Genomic DNA, 17,009 nt, shown 5'->3' with positions numbered 1-17,009 from the left:
AAACAATATAATAAATTTTTAAATATTGTTTTTTTGCTATAAACTTGCAGTGGCTTTATTAGAACGAAACTATGAAAATTTACTATTTATTAATTACTGCATTAATATGTATTTATTCCTATTCTCAAGAAATCATTGTTAAAGGAAGGTTGGATTGGGACGAAAATAAATCCGGAGTTCATCTGAAAATTTCTTTAATCAATAAAGATTCAATCATAATAACTACTCATATAGTTGATCACAACAGTTTTATTTTTGAGGGATTATATGAAGGGTTATACGAATTAAAAATTGAAAATGATAGCGAAGAATTATATTCCAATTCATTTATGCTTAAAGAAAATAAGGATTTAGGAATCATAAAATTATCTTCAGGTAAGGAAATTCAGCAAGTGGTTGTAACAGGAAATAAAAAATTAATAGAGCGAAAAATAGATCGAACCATATTTAACGTTGAAAATTCAGTCGCTACATCAGGTGGAGACGCATTGGATGTATTAAAATTAAGTCCCGGAATACAAATTAAAAATGAACAAATATCCATAATAGGAAAAAGTAGTTTAAAAGTAATGGTAAATGAAAGAAGTATTCCACTGTCTGGTGATGAATTAATTAATTATTTGAAATCTATTTCATCCGATAATATAAAGAGTATTGAAGTAATTACCGCACCACCGGCAAAATACGATGCAGAAGGTAATTCGGGATTAATAAATATTGTGTTAAAAACAAGTAAAAAGAACAACTGGAAAAGTTATATCGGTGGGACTTATAAACAATCAAAATATGATTATTATAATACAAATTTAGGATTTAATTTAAATCATAAGAAAATAACTCTTAATTCGGATATAAACTTCTATTATGGTGTAAATAATGCTCAAAGAGATAAAAATTATATTACATATTTAGATGAAGATATATATTCTCAATCCTTGTCTAAATCAAAATTGAAAAAACGTTTTAATGGGAGTTTAGGTATGGATTATCAATGGACAAATCAATTTTCTTTAGGATTTCAATCAATATTTGAAACATACGATGTACAACATAGAATAAGTCTTAATGAATATTTTTATAAACCAATATCTCCTATACTGACAAAAACTTATTCAAAGGGGCCTGGTAGTACAAACAATATTTATGTAAATTTTCATTCTCAATATAGTTTGGATACATTAGGAAGTAAAATTAAATTAAATTTAGATTATTTTGGAAATACTCGTAAAGAAGATGTTATTTTCAATTCTAAAGATTATGAGGACTTTGTAACGTACATTCCTGGTCATGACTTTAGTTCTCGCGATCTTAATAATTTGAAAATTTACAATTATTCAGGGAATTTGGATGTAGAACAGCATTTTAGGAAAATCGGATTGGAATATGGTGTAAAAACTTCTCATACAAAAACGACAAATGATGCAGGTTATATTACTCTTATTTCAAATGATTCATATCATCAAGGTGAGGCAAATGATTCTTATGAATATAAAGAAAATTTGCAAGCAACATATATATCCGGGAGAGGTAAAATAGTTGATAAGTGGGAGATCAAAATGGGTTTAAGATTAGAAAATTTTCAAAGAAGAATTTTTTCTGTACTTACTCAAGAAAAACATAAATATAATTCTACTAAATTATTTCCTAGTATGTACTTAACCTATAATTTAGGTGACGATCGTACACTAAATGTTAATTATACTAGACGTGTAAATAGACCAACTTACAGAAATCTAAATCCATTTAAGAGTCGTTTAAGTAAAGGTGATGTTATGTCAGGTAATCCTTTTTTAAAGCCCTCTTACACCGATAACTTGGAATTGAATTATTCATGGAAAAATAATTGGAATACGGGAATATATTTTTATAAAGCAAAAGACGCTATTGATTATGCTTATTATTTAGAAGAGGAAGAGGAGTATATATTTAAAAAAGCAGAGAATTCTGTTACAGAGAATTCTATAGGCTTAAGCCAAAATTATAATTTTACTTCAACAGAATGGTTAGAAAGTTATTTTAATGTTGATGTATACTATAAAGAAAATAAGTCCCAGATAAAAGGATTAAGTTCCAATAACTTTATCAGCGCAAATTTTAATATAAATAATAATTTATCTCTAAATAAAGGAAAAACATTTAATATAACTATAATATCTCAATACGCATTACCGCAGTATATATCCACAAAAAAAGTGAAGTCATATTTTAATTTAGGATTTGGATTAAAAGCTTTATTCTTGGATAAAAAATTAATGTTTTCTTTATACGCAAATGATATTTTTAAAACTCTTGAGGCTAATTTAAGGACAGATTATAATAAAATAAATAAGTCAAAAGAAATATTGTATCAATATCCTCAATTTATAAGATTTACTATAAGATATAACTTAGGAAATAGTAAACTTAAATCCAAAGCCATTAAATCTAGTAACGAAGAAGAGAAAAATAGAGCTAAATGATTTAGCTATAATATACTTGCAAGTAACCGTATCGGCACGGGGAAATACCGAATAATTTATTCTTTAATAAAAAATATAACTAAAATGAAAAATTCAAAATTAAAATCTGTTTTGAAAAGCATGAATGCTAAAAAAAATGATTCTATTGAAAAATTATCTACAGATGAAATTAAGATTATCAAGGGTGGAAAAGCAGGAAATGATAGATTGGAATCGGCTGATGCGTGGTGTTTAATCAACCTTTGTGGTAAAAACACATAGATCAAATTAAGAGTGAGTTGAGGTATTTTTAATAATACCTCAATTTTAAAAAATTATTAATTTTTTAAAAATTGATCATGTATAAAATATCTAAATACTTGGTAGATGTAGATTTACAAAATGAAGAACGTTTGATTTTCTCAACCCGAACTGGTGAATTAATAAATATTAGTAATGAATTATATCATTTTATAATTGAAAAAAAATTTAACAAATTAAATGATATAATTCTGCTTAAATTACTTAATTTAAAAATTTTAATTCCAGAAGATGAAAATGAAACGGATACTATCATAAATAATCTAATTTTATCTTCCAATAAAAAAAGTAGAGTATTAAGTTTAACCATACAGCCTACTGCTAATTGCCAGCTAGGTTGTCAATATTGTGGACAAACACATGAAAAACTGAATATGTCAGAATCTTTGGTTGAAAATACATACAAATATATAAAAAATAAATTAGAGAATGGTATCTATGAATCATTAATTATTACTTGGTATGGAGCAGAACCACTTTTAGGCCTGAATTCGATAAAAATTTTAAGTAAAAAATTAATAATCTTATGCAATAAAATAAACATCGAATATTCAGCGATGATGATCACTAACGGATTAGGTTTGAAAGAAAATATATTTGCCGAGTTAGTACAGTATAAAATTTTAAAATATCAAATAACATTAGATGGCGATAAAGTTTCTCATGATAATAGTAGATATACAAAAAAGAAAGGAAAAACATTTGATACAATAGTATCGAATATAGTAATGGTTGTTTCTAATCCTTTATATGATGAAGAAAAATGTAATATAGTTATAAGATGTAATGTACATAAAAATAATTATAAATATATTAATAATTTAATTGATCACCTTTATAATTTAGGAATTTCGAATAAAGTATCAATTAATTTTGCTCCGGTACATGATTGGGGTAAAAATTATGCTGAAGAAAATATAGGTCTAACACCAGAATATTTTGGGGAATTAGAAATAGATTGGATGCTTAGATTGAAAGAATATGGTTTTAGATTTATAAAAGATCTGTTACCAGATAAAAAAAGTGGAACTTGTATGGTGACAAATTTAGATTCGGAACTTATTGATGCAAAAGGTAGATTGTCCTATTGTTGGGAAGTACCATATACTCCAGAATTTGATTATGAAAATAGTGATATGTTTCATGGTAATATTAACAATATTGAATATAAAGATAGGAAAAAATTACCTCTAGGAAATTGGTATGAAAATATAAAACAGGAAGATTATAATACGACATGCAAAAATTGCAAATTTTTACCAGTATGTGGCGGGGATTGTCCTGTAAATTGGTATAAAGGATTTTCCTCTTGTCCTTCGTTCAAATATAATATAAAAGATTTAATGGTATTTGAATATATAAATAATAAAGAAATTTTAAATAGAGAATTTGATTTATCAAATTAATAAAGAATTACATTATCTATTAATTTATACGTTAAAAAGAAAAATTTTAATCGTTTTCATATTTTTTATGAAATTTTAGAAATTAAAAAAAATAAATTTAAAGATTGCACAAATTAAAAGTAATTAATATAATTAGTAGAATTAATGCCTTTCTTAAAAGAATCCTAAATAAAATTATAAATATAAATAATTGGAATATTATACATTACCAATAATTTTTTTAAAATTATTACTTCAATAAAAGAGAAAGTTTTTAATTGAATGATTCATAAAATATCTGAATCGTTTAAGCATACAGTTTTGTAAAATAATTATTTTAAAAATTCCATTTTATCCATGAGTTATTTTGCAGGAAAGTATTATATTATTTAAATGAAAGTTTAAAATTTATTATAAATTATAAAATTAATTAATAAAGGATAATTTGATTAATTAATGATAAATGAAAAAATTAGTTGGAACAAAGATTAATCAATCATTTAATATAAAACTGGATATTAAATTAATAATTTAATTTTTGAAATGAAATTCATTCCCCAAAAAGATCAGATGGATTGTGGTTCTTCCTGTTTAGGAATGATATGTATTTTTTATGGTAAGAATTATTCAATAGAATATTTAAGAGATATTTCATATTTAACCAAAGAAGGCGTTTCCTTATTGGGAATAACAGAAGCCGCTAAAAAAATTGGATTTGAAACTTTTCCTGCTAAGCTTACTTTAGAAAAATTAAAAGAAAATAAAAATTCATTGCCTGCTATTCTCTATTGGAATCAAAATCATTTTGTGGTCTTAATTAAAATAAAAAAGAATTTTATAAGTAATAAAATTCAATATAAAATAGCAGATCCTGCGCATGGTGTTATAGATTTAAATGAAGATCAAGTCAAAAAATCATGGTTATCAGGAGATGATATGGGGGGAGTAGCCTTATTTCTTCAACCTACGGAAAAATTTTATGAACTAATTCCTCCTGAACAGTCCCGATTAACAGTAAAATATTTGTTTAAATATCTTATTCCCTATAAGAAACAGCTCGTTTTTCTGTTTTTTATGTTATTATTAGGCAGCTGTATAACCCTAATATTTCCGTTTTTAACCCAAAACCTAATAGATAAAGGGGTTAATGTTCGAAATTTAAATATGGTTTCCATCATACTTTTAGCACAACTGGCCTTATTTTTTGGTTCCATTACTACTGAAATCATTCGTAATTGGCTTATGCTCTATGTTGGTACTCAAATAAGTATAACCATTATTTCGGATTTTTTGAAAAAAATGTTAAAACTTCCTATTAAATTTTTTGATACTAAAATGATGGGAGACTTTACTCAACGAATACAGGATAATGAACGAATTGAGCATTTCTTAACCTCACAAAGTTTATTAACTTTTTTTTCAATAATTACTTTTTCCGTTTTTTTTGGGGTATTATGGTATTACAATTTCACTATTCTTTGGGTTTATTTACTCATGACTGTTTTTTCTGTTGGCTGGTCGTTTTTCTGGTTCAAAAAACGCAAAATTTTGGATTATTATAGGTTTCAGGAACGGAGTAACAGTCAAGAATCTATTTATGAAATTCTAAATGGAGTAACCGAGATGAAACTCAATCAATTTGATGAATATAAAAGAAAAAAATGGGAAAATATTCAACAAAAGTTATTTAAATTGAATATAAGAATTCTAAAAGTAGATCAGATACAACTTTCCGGTTTTGAGTTTATCAATCAGCTTAAGAACATTATAGTTACTTTCTTGGCAGCAATTTTAGTGATTAAAGGGAATATCAGTTTAGGGGCCATGTTAAGTATTTCTTATATTATAGGACAGATGAATGCTCCCGTTAATCAATTAGTTAATTTTTTTCGTTCTCTACAAGACGCCCGTTTAAGCTTGGAACGGTTAAATGAAGTACAAAATCATCCTGAAGAGGAGCAAGAAGAGTATAGTAAATTTTCGACTACAAATGCTAATATAAATGTATTAAAAAGAGGATTTGAATTAAAATCTTTGTCTTTTCAATATGAAGGACCTCACTCACCATACATTTTACAAAATATGAGTGTACTTATTCCTGAAGGAAAAATAACTGCAATAGTAGGAGCTAGCGGAAGTGGCAAAACAACATTGATGAAAATTCTTTTAAAGTTTTATAATCCTACTAGTGGAAAAATATTTTTAAACGAACAAGATTTAGCGCAATTATCCCCGGGAAGTTTGAGAGAAAAATGTGGAGTAGTAATGCAAGAAGGTTTTATTTTTTCAGATACCATTGAAAGAAATATAATTACGAAAGACGAAATAACTGACATAAATAAATTCGAACAAGCGATAAGAATAGCTAATATCGATAGTTTTATAAGCAGTTTTCCATTAAAATATAATACAAAAATTGGTGCTGCTGGTGTTGAACTTTCAGGTGGGCAAAAACAAAGAATTCTTATAGCGAGGGCTGTTTATAAAAATCCTGAATACTTATTTTTTGATGAAGCTACTTCTGCTTTAGATTCAGAAAATGAAAGGATAATCCATAATAATTTACAAGAATTTTTTAGAGGAAAAACAGTAATTATTATAGCCCATCGATTATCAACAGTTAAAAATGCTGATCAGATCATAGTGTTAAAAAACGGGCAAATTGCTGAAGTAGGAAATCATAATCAATTAGTAAAAGCTAAATCTGAATATTATAATTTGGTTAAAAATCAATTGGAATTGGGTACATAATATTAAATTAATTCAATCCTTCCAAAAACTCAATTACCGAAGAAAAAATAATTTCTTCAATAATTTTAAAAAAATCAATTTCTTCCTGATGAGGTAAAAAATCAGAAATAATACGCAGGATAAAATCCTGAGGCCTTTTCATATACATAAAAGTATAATCTTCCATATTAATCAATGTTCCGATCGGAATATTGGAAGTCGTAACAAACTTATCGGAGGTAAGGGAACTTAGTTTAGGAAAATGTGTATGAGACGAAGAAAGTATTATTTTTCCATTTTCAAATATTTCTCCTGAATAACCATATAATGAAGAAGCCACCACTTCAACTAAACTTCCTTTTTGTAGCTCTTTAGGCATCGTTTTCTCAATTCCGGTAATAGCTGTAAATCCTACTAAAACATCTAAATCAGACTTTGGTTTAGTAATCATGGATTTAGCAATTTTTTCACGACCTATTCCGGTTATAATAACCTCATAAGAATGTTTTAATTTAGAAAAAACTTTTAAAGCATCTAAAATTTTTTGATTTTCTTCCCTCATAGGGGTGAATAAATTAATTCTCATGTTTTTATTCCTGATTTAAATAATTGAAATATTCACGTAAAATTCGTGAATTAGGATGATTAACAGTATTAATTTCCAATAATTTAGGTTTTTCCGAGCAAAGAAAAAAAGAATCTAACTGTTTTAACAGTTCTTCTTGATTATGAGCTTTAATATATTCAAAATTATATTCTTGAGCCATTAATCGAGCAGTACGATTATGTCGGGTAACAAAATATTCTTCTAAAGAATTGGAAGAATCGGGCCCGGGAATAATTTTAAAAATATCGCCCCCACCATTATTTACAAGTATAATCCTAAATGTATTAGGAATATATTTATTCCATAGAGCATTAGAATCATAAAAAAAACCAATATCTCCGGTAATCAAAAGAGTAGGGAGAGTATCTGCAACGGCGAAACCAACGGCCGTTGAAGTTGCCCCGTCAATGCCACTGGCACCGCGATTGCAAAATATCTTATTTTTAGAGTTAAAATTGAATAACTGAGCATATCTGATCATAGAACTGTTAGAAATTTGCAGATTATATGAATCAGGTATTTTTTCATCCAAAGTTTTTATAACTCGTAAATCGGAAAATGGTAAGTTTTTAATAAAATCATTATGCCTTAGTTGTCGCTCATCTTTAAGTTGTTTCCATAGTAAAGAATACGAAGAAGTAACGGGAGGAACTTTCACTAATTCTTTTAAAAAAATGACCGGATTTTCTTCAATTTTTTCAGTTAAAGAAAAATAAGTATCAGGATGCCAATATTCATCTAAATGCCAATGGGCCTTCAATTTAGATTTTCGTAAAAAATCTTTAATTTTTTTTGAAACAATATTTTGACCAATGGTAAGAAGTAATTCAGGTTTATAATCATCTATCGCTTCTTCACCAAAAGGAAATATATAGCGGTCAATATTAGGATAAAATTTTGGAGAATTTAGATTTGAAGTAACTTCAGTAAAAATAATCGTATCTTCCCTCTCAGCTAATTTTTCTAGTAATTGATTTAATTCCGAATTGGGTTGTTGCATTCCAACAAGAATCAACTTTTTAGAAAAGTTGTTCCAAGTTGGAAACAAAGATTTGTATTTATCTGAATTATAATTTTTTTCAGGAAGAGTTAGTTTTTCAAATGAAATTTCAATTTGATCTGTTTGCTCATATAAAGGTTCTGAAAATGGAATATTGATATGAATCGGACCTGATTTTAAAACACAAGTATTCAAAGCTTTTTTTAAATCTAGAAAATTTTGTGTAATTGATTCTTCACTTTCTGATTCAGACAATTGATAAGATCCATAAATATGATTGCTATACATATTTTTTTGTCTTATAGTCTGACCGTCAAAAATATCTACATAATTTTCCGGTCGATCAGCAGTAAGTACGACTATAGGTATATTTTGGTAAAAAGCTTCTATTATTGCCGGATAATAATTAGCGGATGCTGTGCCGCTGGTGCAACAGATGGCCACCGGTTTTTTCTTTGATTGAGCCATTCCTAACGCAAAAAATGCAGCAGATCGCTCATCCACTATGCTGTAACAAGTATATTCTTGATGATTAGTAAAATGTATGGTTAAAGGCGCATTTCTTGACCCCGGAGATAGTATGATATCCGTAATTCCGTATCGATATAAAACTTCTCCAATTAGTTGAACTGATAATTTATTACTATACATAGTTTTTTAAGTTAAAAAAAGAAAGAGATTAAAAAAATTTAATCTCTTGTTTATCGTGCTTTAATCCATATTTTTTAATAAGTAAGCATTCCACCGTTGACATTGAGTACATGTCCGGTTACATAGCTTGATAAATCACTGGCAAGATATAAACATGCATTAGCAATATCTTCAGGAGTTCCTCCTCTTTTCAAAGGAATATTATTTCTCCATTCTTGAATGGTTTTTTCATCCAAAGCTTCAGTCATTTCAGTTTCAATAAATCCTGGTGCAACCACATTGCATCGAATATTTCTTGATCCTAATTCCAATGCTATGGATTTAGAAAATCCAATAATTCCTGCTTTAGAAGCAGCATAATTTGCTTGACCGGCATTACCTTTTACTCCAACTACAGAACTCATATTGATAATTGAACCCTTTTTTTGCTTCATCATCGGTTTTATGATTGCTTTGGTAAGATTGAATACCGAATCCAGATTGACGCGAATTACTTCATCCCAATCCTCTTTACTCATTCTTAATATAAGGTTATCTTTAGTGATACCTGCATTATTAACCACAATGTCAATTTGCCCGAATTCTTTTATAACATCATCGGCAAGTTTCTGAGCAGAATCAAAATCTGAAGCGTCAGATTGAAATCCTTTTACTTTGGTTAAAGAACCTAATTCTTTTTCCAGCTCTTCTGCTTTAGCTACTGAAGATGCATAAGTAAAAGCTATATTTGCTCCGTTTTGAGCAAATACTTCAGCAATTCCTTTTCCAATACCTCGGGTTGCTCCGGTAATAATCGCGGTTTTTCCTTCAAGCAATTTCATATTGTAATATTATTTTTTTTCAAATATAATACTTTTGTAATTATCAAGATAATTTTAAATTATTCAATTATATCGTTTGATAATACAGAATACAACCACGATATTTTTTTCATAAATTCTCGGCAGTAAAGTTTAAAAAGTAAAGAAGATTCACAAGAACTATAACAATAATTGTTCCTTATTATTTTTAAAATTAAGTAAGATTTTTAGCTTGTATATTCTTTAATTTAAAAGAACATAATAAATCTTTATAAAAAACAACTAAAGTGCAAATTTTTGCTCAACAAAATTTTTAATAAGAAGTACACTTTTATCAATTCCCAACACAGAGGAATTGATGCAAAGATGATAAGAACTGGCATGCCCCCAACTTTTCTTATTGAAAAAGTTATAATACTCTTTTCTCTTTTTATCTATTTTTACGTTTAATTCTTCCGCTTCTTTTAAAGAAATATTTTTTCTTTGAGATGTTCTCCGAATTCGATCTTCTTTATTAGCAGTAATAAATATATCTATCCGTCTCTCATATTCACGCAAAATATAATCGGAGCAACGGCCCACAAAAAGAGCAGAACCTTTAAGGGCTTCTTCTTTAATTATTTTACTTTGTATTTCAAATAAATTTTCGTTTCCTAAATAGTTTTTAGATAATTGCATGCCTAAAAAATTATCAAAAAAACTATAACAATTTTTTTCATCCGCTTGCTCAAAAATATCAGCATTTAAACCGCTCTCAATAGAAGCTAGATTAATAATCTCTTTGTCATAATATGAAATGTCCAATAAATCAGCCAATTTTCTCCCGATTTGTCTTCCACCGCTTCCTAACTGTCGACCAATGGTAATAAAATATTTATCTTTCATAACGTACTTAAATTAGTTTTCAGGATTATATCTATTAAATTCTTTGTATTGTTTATAAAGCATAATGGCAGCCAAAATAGTAGCAAAAAAATCAGCTAAAGGCATACTCAACCATATTCCTGCAATGCCGAAAAATTTAGGTAGAATTAATAAAAAAGGAATTAAAAATAGTATTTGACGAGTGAGAGATAAAATTATAGCTTTTTGAGCCATTCCGATACTTTGGAAAAAGGTAGAAGTAACAATTTGAAAACCTACAATCGGATAACAAATGAATACCATGCGTAATCCTAAGGAGGCAATATCAATTAACTCTTTATCGGTTGTAAAAATAGAAGCAACCGCATGAGGCACAGATTCAACTATAAGGAAGCCGGTACACATGATCAAAGTAGCTCCTAAAATTGTTTTTTTCAAAACCTGAGTTACTCTGGGATAAAGTTTTGCTCCGAAATTATAACCGGCTATAGGTTGCATACCTTGATTTAATCCCAATACTATAGTTACAAATAAAAACGCAATCCTATTTACAATTCCGTAAGCACCAACGGCAAGATCTCCACCATATTTTAAAAGTCCCTGATTAATAATTATAACAATAACCGAGGCCGCTGCGTTCATTAAAAACGGCGACATACCTATAGATAGAGAATCTTTAACGATATATTTGTTTAATTTAAAAATTCCTTTCTGTATATGGATGAAATTATTTTTGTCGCAAAACAGATAAATTTGCCAGATTAATACTGAAGTTTGAGAAATTACCGTAGCAATGGCGCTCCCACGAATACCCCAGTTAAAAACGAAAATAAATAATGGATTTAAAACTAAATTTATAAGTACGGTAAATATGGTCGCATACATGGACTGTCTGGGTTTTCCGGAAGAACGTAACATAGAGTTTAACCCAAGATACATATGAGTGATCACATTTCCTGAAAGTATAATAACCATAAAATCATGAGCATAGGGAAGGGTCTTTTCACTCGCACCGAAAAAATATAATATCGGATCTAAAAATAATAAAGAAATAATGGTAAACGAAATACCAATAAATAAGTTCATGATGAACACATTACCTAAAATGCTGTTGGCTGTGGTATAATCTTTTTGTCCCAAACGAACGGAAAGCAAGGTAGCAGCACCTGCACCTACTAATGAGCCAAAAGCTGCTGCAAGGTTCATAAGCGGAAAAGTTATGGCTAATCCGGAAATAGCCAAAGGTCCTACACCATGTCCTATAAAAATGCTGTCCGTAATATTATAGAGAGAGGAAGCAATCATGGCTATAATAGCAGGAATAGCATATTGTTTTAAAAGTTTTCCAATATTTTCAGTACCTAATTCAATAGGTGTACCTGTTACTTTCATATTTTAATTATCTTGATTATGAATATTTTAAATCTAAAATGAAGTAAAAAAGCATACAATATAAAGGTAGTAAAATTACTAGTATACTATTTAAAATGTAAATATAGAATATTTCGACAGGTAAACAAAATAGCAGCTAATTAGCTGCTATTTACATGTATTCAATTTATTACTTACTTATTAATGCTTACTCTTATTACTCTTCGTGTATAAAGCTTTCTCCTTTTTCTCCGTATTTTTTCGCTCGATCTTTTAAATACTCAGCCTCATTTTTACCAACATCCACTATATTGCTAAAATTTTTTTTGGTTTTGGATGTAAATTTACTTATTTCATCAGAAACTTGATCTAGAAATCCATCTTCTTGCATTTTTCTGGCAACATAACCTAGAGCAGCACCCAAGATTGTACCCAATAATACTTTTTTCATAACATATTATAATTTAATAAGGTTTTTTTGTTCTAAATAATGATATTATCCATAGAAGGACTACAGAACCAATTACAGACATTAGTAACATACCTAATTTACCTCCACTGGAAAAGCCCAATAAACTATAGATCCATCCTCCCAATATACTTCCTACTAATCCAACAAGCAAATTAACTAACATTCCAAATCCACTGCCTCGCATAATTCTACCTGCAATAAAACCGGCTATAATTCCAATAATTATAGACCATAAAATACCCATTCCTTCCATTTATAAAATTTTTTAGAGTTTACTATTATTTCAATTTTGAAGAAAGTGTAATAATCTTGTAGTTCTTTATGATTTAAACAATAAATATGCCATTACCTTATCATTTAATAAGTAAACCAAAGTTGTATTTTAATATTCTCCATTTAAATTGGCGAATATTAAAAATAAGTATAAAAAATGAAGTTGCAGCAAATTATAAATTGATCAAAATTGAAGTACCAATAGAAATTAAATCGTTGTTAAAACGAAAATAGTATCTGCATGTATTGTTTATTGCAGATACTATCATTATTTTTAATACCATTAGAAAATAGTTACGATGCAGTAATTTACTGAATGTCTTTTGCTACTTTTCCAACAGTCAATCCTTGAACTAAAATTGAGAATACAACCACCACATAAGTAACGGCTATAATAGTTTCTTTATAGTCACTCTCAGGAACTGAAAGAGCCAAAGCGATGGAAACCCCGCCGCGTAAGCCACCCCATACTAAAACGGCAATAGTTCCTTTGCTGAATTTTTCCTTAAAAGGAATAATCATTGTTGGAATTTTAATAGATATAAATCTTGCGAATAAAACAATTATAATGCATATAATACCCAGTAGCCAGTAGTGAATTAGATCATCGATAAGTAAAAGTTGGAATCCCATAAAAAGGAATAAAATTGCATTCATAACCTCATCGATTAATTCCCAGAAAGTACCTACACTGCTTTTTTTACTAGTACCCAATCTTCGTCTGGATTCTCCTATTATCAATCCCGCACCCACCATAGCAAGAGGAGCAGACGTATGCAAAGAACTTGCAATAAGATATCCTCCCATAACTACCGCTAAGGTAATTAAAACAGAAACTTTATAATCATGTGAGGTTCGTATCGCATAAGCGGCTAGATAACCTAGAGCTGCCCCTAATAACAATCCGCCTACCGCTTCTCTAAGAAATAAATCAAAAATATGAGCAAACGATAAATCCATTCGTCCGGTGGCAACGACTACGGGATTATAAGCAAGATTAGCTAATACGGCAAATAATACCACAGCTACCCCGTCATTAAGAAGAGATTCACCGGCAATTTTTGTCTCTAAAGATTTAGAAACATTGGCTTGTTTTAATATACTCAATACCGCAATTGGATCTGTCGGAGAAATTAAAGCACCAAAAAGTAAACAATATATTAAAGGTATTTCAGTATGTACATTTATAAGAGGAAGAAGATAATTGGATGTATAATAAAGGCCTACGCCCACAACAATGGCAGATATTATAACTCCTAAAGTAGAAAATATTATTACAGGAAGCCTTTGTTCCTTTAGATCCGACATATTGATATGTATAGCTCCGGCAAATAGCAGGAAATTTAACATACATCCCATCAATATTTCGGTAAAATCAAATTCTTTTATTAATGAGGCAATATCATTTAATGGTTTAGAGGTTAAACTACCTAAAAGAACTAAAATAATTGACATAATTAACGCAATGATCATAATTCCAATGGTAGAAGGGAATTTTAAAAACCTAACATTAATGTATGAAAAAATAGCAGCTAAAATAATAAGGATTGAAAATGAGTAGTATAATTCCATGAAATTGAATAAAATTTTTTGCAAAGATAATAAATAATATCAGAGAAAAAATAAAATCAAATTTCATCACCTAGTTAAAAGACAGAAAAATTTTATATTTATATTATAAAAACAGATTAAATTAATTAAATTATCTTATAAAAGGAAAAAAAAGTATTCAAGGGGATGAATACTTTTTTTTATATTATTTGAGCGCTTGTCGTTATGAAGTTACCTTACTGGCAGTGTCCAAGTCATTAATATCATCTTGAGATAAATTTAGGTCTACCGCTTTTAATATATCCAATTGTCCCAATTTAGATGCACTGGCTATAGGGGTAGTAATACTCGGTCTTTGGATGATCCAGGCGATAGCAACTTGAGCCGGAGTAGCTGTATTTCGTGCGGCAACATCCTCTAAAGTTTTTATAATTCGTAAGCCTCTGTCGTTTAAATATTTCTTTAAGCTGTCGCCTCTTTTACTTTTATTTAAATCCGCTTCCGAATGATATTTACCGGTTAAAAAACCACTTGCCAAAGAATAGTAAGTCATGACACCTAATTGGTATTTTTCGGCAATTGGTTCATAGTCCTTTTCATACGGTTGTCGATCATACAAATTATATTCAGGCTGTAAAACGGAATAAGAAGGTAGATTATTAGATTTACTTACTTCCAACGATTTTACTATTCTCTCAGGAGACATATTGGAAACCCCTATGTAACGTATTTTACCCTCTTTTATTAATTGCTGATAAGCATCCAATACTTCTTCTATGGGAGTATCAGGATCGTCAAAATGAGTAAAATATAAATCTATATAATCGGTTTGAAGACGTTTTAGTGATTCCTCAACTTCAGAAAGAATATATGATTTTTTTAACCCTTTATGTGTACTGTCAATTTCAGCCCCTACTTTAGTTGCAATAACAAGTTTATCTCTAGTTCCTTTTTGATGCATCCATTTTCCAATAATGGTTTCTGATTCTCCACCTTTATTGCCGGGAACCCAAGCAGAATATACATCTGCGGTATCAATAAAGTTAAATCCTAATTCGGTATATTGATCTAATAATTCAAAAGAAGTGTTTTCATTGGCAGTCCAACCAAATACATTGCCCCCAAATGCAAATGGATAAACCTCAAGATCAGTTGGACCTAATTTTCTTTTTTTCATAATCTGATGATTTGTTATCTATACCTAAAATCTAAAATTATACCAAATGCGTAGGTCAACTTTTATTTGTTTTCAATCATTTCAAAATAAATAAATTCCAACGCTTTATTGGTTATTCGAGTAATCATTTCATCTCTCGTTACATGAGGGTAATAATATTTTTTTACATAGGTGTTTCCGTGAACATATAAACCTATATAAGCTAAACCTACCGGATCGTTAAATTCATCTGAACTTGGACCGGCAACGCCTGTAGTAGAAATTGCAACATCTGAATTAAATAACTTTGCACACCGGATTGCCATTTCTTTCGCTACTTCTTCACTAACCACTTTATGAGTATGAATAAAAGGTTCGGGTATTTTTAAAACGCTCTCTTTAATTAAAGAGCTATAGGCCGTTATACCTCCTTTATAATAAACAGAACTTCCCGCTAAGGAAGTGATTTTATGAGATATATTTCCACCGGTAATACTTTCAGCGATGGATAAAGTAAGATTATTTTTTGAGAAAAAATCGGCAATGATTTCAATTATATTGGTAGAAGTGGTTGAGATCAATTTCTCATGTAAAATTTGAGATAGTTTTTTTATTTCTTTAGTAATCGTTTCTTCAAGTAGTTTTTTATCAGTTCCCTTTGCACTCAATCTAAGTTCAATCCTAGCCCCCGAAGGCAAATAAGACAAAGACACAAAATCAGGTAAATTGTTTTCCCAATCCGTTAACGTTGTGGCTAACTCGCTTTCAAGATAATCTACAACAATAACAGAACGCCTTACAATAAAGGGAAGGTTAAATTCTTTTTTTATTTTCGGAATAATAAATTCTTCAAACATAGCTTGGGTTTCATAGGGAACACCCGGAAGGTTAATTAAAATCTTATTTGATTTTTTTGTCCACAAGATAGGAGCTGTACCATATCTATTAATTATAACTTCCGAATGAGAAGGTACAAGAGCTTGTTTACGTGTCAAATCATTCATCGTTCGACCATTTGTACAGTACAACTGGGTGATGTAATCCAAAGCAGGTTGATTAATAACTAATTGATCAGATAGGAATTCTGCTAAAGTTTGTTTGGTTTTATCATCTTTAGTAGGTCCCAGTCCCCCAGTTGTTATTATAAAATTAGTATCAGATGCGAAGGCTTCTTTTAATTTAGTAACTATAGAATCGGGGTTGTCGGAGATTGTCGAAATTTCTGTGACCGAAACCCCTGTAAGATCTAGTTTTTTAGCAATGAAATTAGAATTGGTATCCAGAGTTCTTCCGGAAAGAATTTCATCTCCAATAACGATAATACACGCTTTCATATATATTAATTTAAATATCAAATTTAGATAATTATACAAGATATTTGTGTTAATTT

General features: G+C 29.2%; 14 protein-coding genes. 4 read left to right on the top strand and 10 right to left on the bottom strand.

Annotated features, from left to right (window positions below):
• Nucleotides 1-71: 71 nt before the first annotated feature.
• From C4S75_RS04950 to C4S75_RS04940, 4 genes are all read left to right on the top strand, one after another.
• Nucleotides 72-2,459 (top strand): outer membrane beta-barrel family protein, encoded by a 2,388-nt coding sequence (locus C4S75_RS04950; protein ID WP_105297219.1) that lies wholly within the window; start codon nt 72-74, stop codon nt 2,457-2,459.
• Nucleotides 2,460-2,543: 84 nt separating this feature from the next.
• Nucleotides 2,544-2,720, top strand: coding sequence for a hypothetical protein (locus C4S75_RS10045; RefSeq protein WP_158254210.1), 177 nt, complete (start codon nt 2,544-2,546; stop codon nt 2,718-2,720).
• Between the two features lie 77 nt (nt 2,721-2,797).
• Nucleotides 2,798-4,165, top strand: a complete 1,368-nt coding sequence (locus C4S75_RS04945) for a radical SAM/SPASM domain-containing protein (RefSeq protein WP_105297218.1) — start codon at nt 2,798-2,800, stop codon at nt 4,163-4,165.
• A 522-nt stretch (nt 4,166-4,687) separates the two neighbouring features.
• The gene (locus tag C4S75_RS04940; protein WP_105297217.1) at nt 4,688-6,895 is read left to right on the top strand and encodes a peptidase domain-containing ABC transporter; all 2,208 of its coding nucleotides are present in this window, start codon (nt 4,688-4,690) and stop codon (nt 6,893-6,895) included.
• Between the two features lie 7 nt (nt 6,896-6,902).
• Here C4S75_RS04940 and C4S75_RS04935 read toward each other — a convergent pair whose 3' ends face one another.
• The 10 genes from C4S75_RS04935 to C4S75_RS04890 form a co-directional block, all read right to left on the bottom strand.
• Nucleotides 6,903-7,460, bottom strand: coding sequence for a hypothetical protein (locus tag C4S75_RS04935; protein ID WP_255410585.1), 558 nt, complete (start codon nt 7,458-7,460; stop codon nt 6,903-6,905).
• Nucleotides 7,461-7,464: 4 nt separating this feature from the next.
• The gene (menD, locus tag C4S75_RS04930) at nt 7,465-9,132 is read right to left on the bottom strand and encodes a 2-succinyl-5-enolpyruvyl-6-hydroxy-3-cyclohexene-1-carboxylic-acid synthase (RefSeq protein WP_105297216.1); all 1,668 of its coding nucleotides are present in this window, start codon (nt 9,130-9,132) and stop codon (nt 7,465-7,467) included.
• Between the two features lie 74 nt (nt 9,133-9,206).
• Nucleotides 9,207-9,953: a 3-oxoacyl-[acyl-carrier-protein] reductase gene (gene fabG, locus C4S75_RS04925; protein WP_105297215.1), complete on the bottom strand. Its 747-nt coding sequence runs from the start codon at nt 9,951-9,953 to the stop codon at nt 9,207-9,209.
• Nucleotides 9,954-10,214: 261 nt separating this feature from the next.
• A complete protein-coding gene (locus C4S75_RS04920) occupies nt 10,215-10,817 on the bottom strand; it encodes an AAA family ATPase (protein ID WP_105297214.1) in 603 nt (200 codons plus the stop codon).
• Nucleotides 10,818-10,829: 12 nt separating this feature from the next.
• The gene (locus C4S75_RS04915; RefSeq protein WP_105297213.1) at nt 10,830-12,188 is read right to left on the bottom strand and encodes an MATE family efflux transporter; all 1,359 of its coding nucleotides are present in this window, start codon (nt 12,186-12,188) and stop codon (nt 10,830-10,832) included.
• 196 nt (nt 12,189-12,384) lie between these two features.
• Nucleotides 12,385-12,618 (bottom strand): hypothetical protein, encoded by a 234-nt coding sequence (locus tag C4S75_RS04910; protein ID WP_105297212.1) that lies wholly within the window; start codon nt 12,616-12,618, stop codon nt 12,385-12,387.
• A gap of 13 nt (nt 12,619-12,631) precedes the next feature.
• Nucleotides 12,632-12,892 carry a GlsB/YeaQ/YmgE family stress response membrane protein gene (locus C4S75_RS04905; protein ID WP_220234011.1) on the bottom strand — a complete coding sequence of 87 codons (261 nt, stop codon included), beginning with the start codon at nt 12,890-12,892 and terminating at the stop codon, nt 12,632-12,634.
• Nucleotides 12,893-13,221: 329 nt separating this feature from the next.
• The gene (locus C4S75_RS04900; RefSeq protein WP_105297211.1) at nt 13,222-14,484 is read right to left on the bottom strand and encodes a sodium:proton antiporter; all 1,263 of its coding nucleotides are present in this window, start codon (nt 14,482-14,484) and stop codon (nt 13,222-13,224) included.
• Nucleotides 14,485-14,686: 202 nt separating this feature from the next.
• Nucleotides 14,687-15,640, bottom strand: a complete 954-nt coding sequence (locus C4S75_RS04895) for an aldo/keto reductase (RefSeq protein WP_105297210.1) — start codon at nt 15,638-15,640, stop codon at nt 14,687-14,689.
• 62 nt (nt 15,641-15,702) lie between these two features.
• Nucleotides 15,703-16,953, bottom strand: a complete 1,251-nt coding sequence (locus C4S75_RS04890; RefSeq protein ID WP_105297209.1) for a CinA family nicotinamide mononucleotide deamidase-related protein — start codon at nt 16,951-16,953, stop codon at nt 15,703-15,705.
• Nucleotides 16,954-17,009 lie beyond the last annotated feature (56 nt).

It is taken from the genome of Apibacter sp. wkB309 (assembly GCF_002964915.1).
In the GTDB taxonomy this organism is placed as follows: domain Bacteria; phylum Bacteroidota; class Bacteroidia; order Flavobacteriales; family Weeksellaceae; genus Apibacter.
This window is presented reverse-complemented; position numbering and strand designations above follow the sequence as displayed.

Bases quoted from the DNA above. Each gene is read 5' to 3' on its own strand.
- C4S75_RS04950 (WP_105297219.1), top strand. From the start codon at position 72: ATGAAAATTTACTATTTATTAATTACTGCATTAATATGTATTTATTCC.
- C4S75_RS10045 (WP_158254210.1), top strand. From the start codon at position 2,544: ATGAAAAATTCAAAATTAAAATCTGTTTTGAAAAGCATGAATGCTAAA.
- C4S75_RS04945 (WP_105297218.1), top strand. From the start codon at position 2,798: ATGTATAAAATATCTAAATACTTGGTAGATGTAGATTTACAAAATGAA.
- C4S75_RS04940 (WP_105297217.1), top strand. From the start codon at position 4,688: ATGAAATTCATTCCCCAAAAAGATCAGATGGATTGTGGTTCTTCCTGT.
- C4S75_RS04935 (WP_255410585.1), bottom strand. From the start codon at position 7,460: ATGAGAATTAATTTATTCACCCCTATGAGGGAAGAAAATCAAAAAATT.
- menD (WP_105297216.1), bottom strand. From the start codon at position 9,132: ATGTATAGTAATAAATTATCAGTTCAACTAATTGGAGAAGTTTTATAT.
- fabG (WP_105297215.1), bottom strand. From the start codon at position 9,953: ATGAAATTGCTTGAAGGAAAAACCGCGATTATTACCGGAGCAACCCGA.
- C4S75_RS04920 (WP_105297214.1), bottom strand. From the start codon at position 10,817: ATGAAAGATAAATATTTTATTACCATTGGTCGACAGTTAGGAAGCGGT.
- C4S75_RS04915 (WP_105297213.1), bottom strand. From the start codon at position 12,188: ATGAAAGTAACAGGTACACCTATTGAATTAGGTACTGAAAATATTGGA.
- C4S75_RS04910 (WP_105297212.1), bottom strand. From the start codon at position 12,618: ATGAAAAAAGTATTATTGGGTACAATCTTGGGTGCTGCTCTAGGTTAT.
- C4S75_RS04905 (WP_220234011.1), bottom strand. From the start codon at position 12,892: ATGGAAGGAATGGGTATTTTATGGTCTATAATTATTGGAATTATAGCC.
- C4S75_RS04900 (WP_105297211.1), bottom strand. From the start codon at position 14,484: ATGGAATTATACTACTCATTTTCAATCCTTATTATTTTAGCTGCTATT.
- C4S75_RS04895 (WP_105297210.1), bottom strand. From the start codon at position 15,640: ATGAAAAAAAGAAAATTAGGTCCAACTGATCTTGAGGTTTATCCATTT.
- C4S75_RS04890 (WP_105297209.1), bottom strand. From the start codon at position 16,953: ATGAAAGCGTGTATTATCGTTATTGGAGATGAAATTCTTTCCGGAAGA.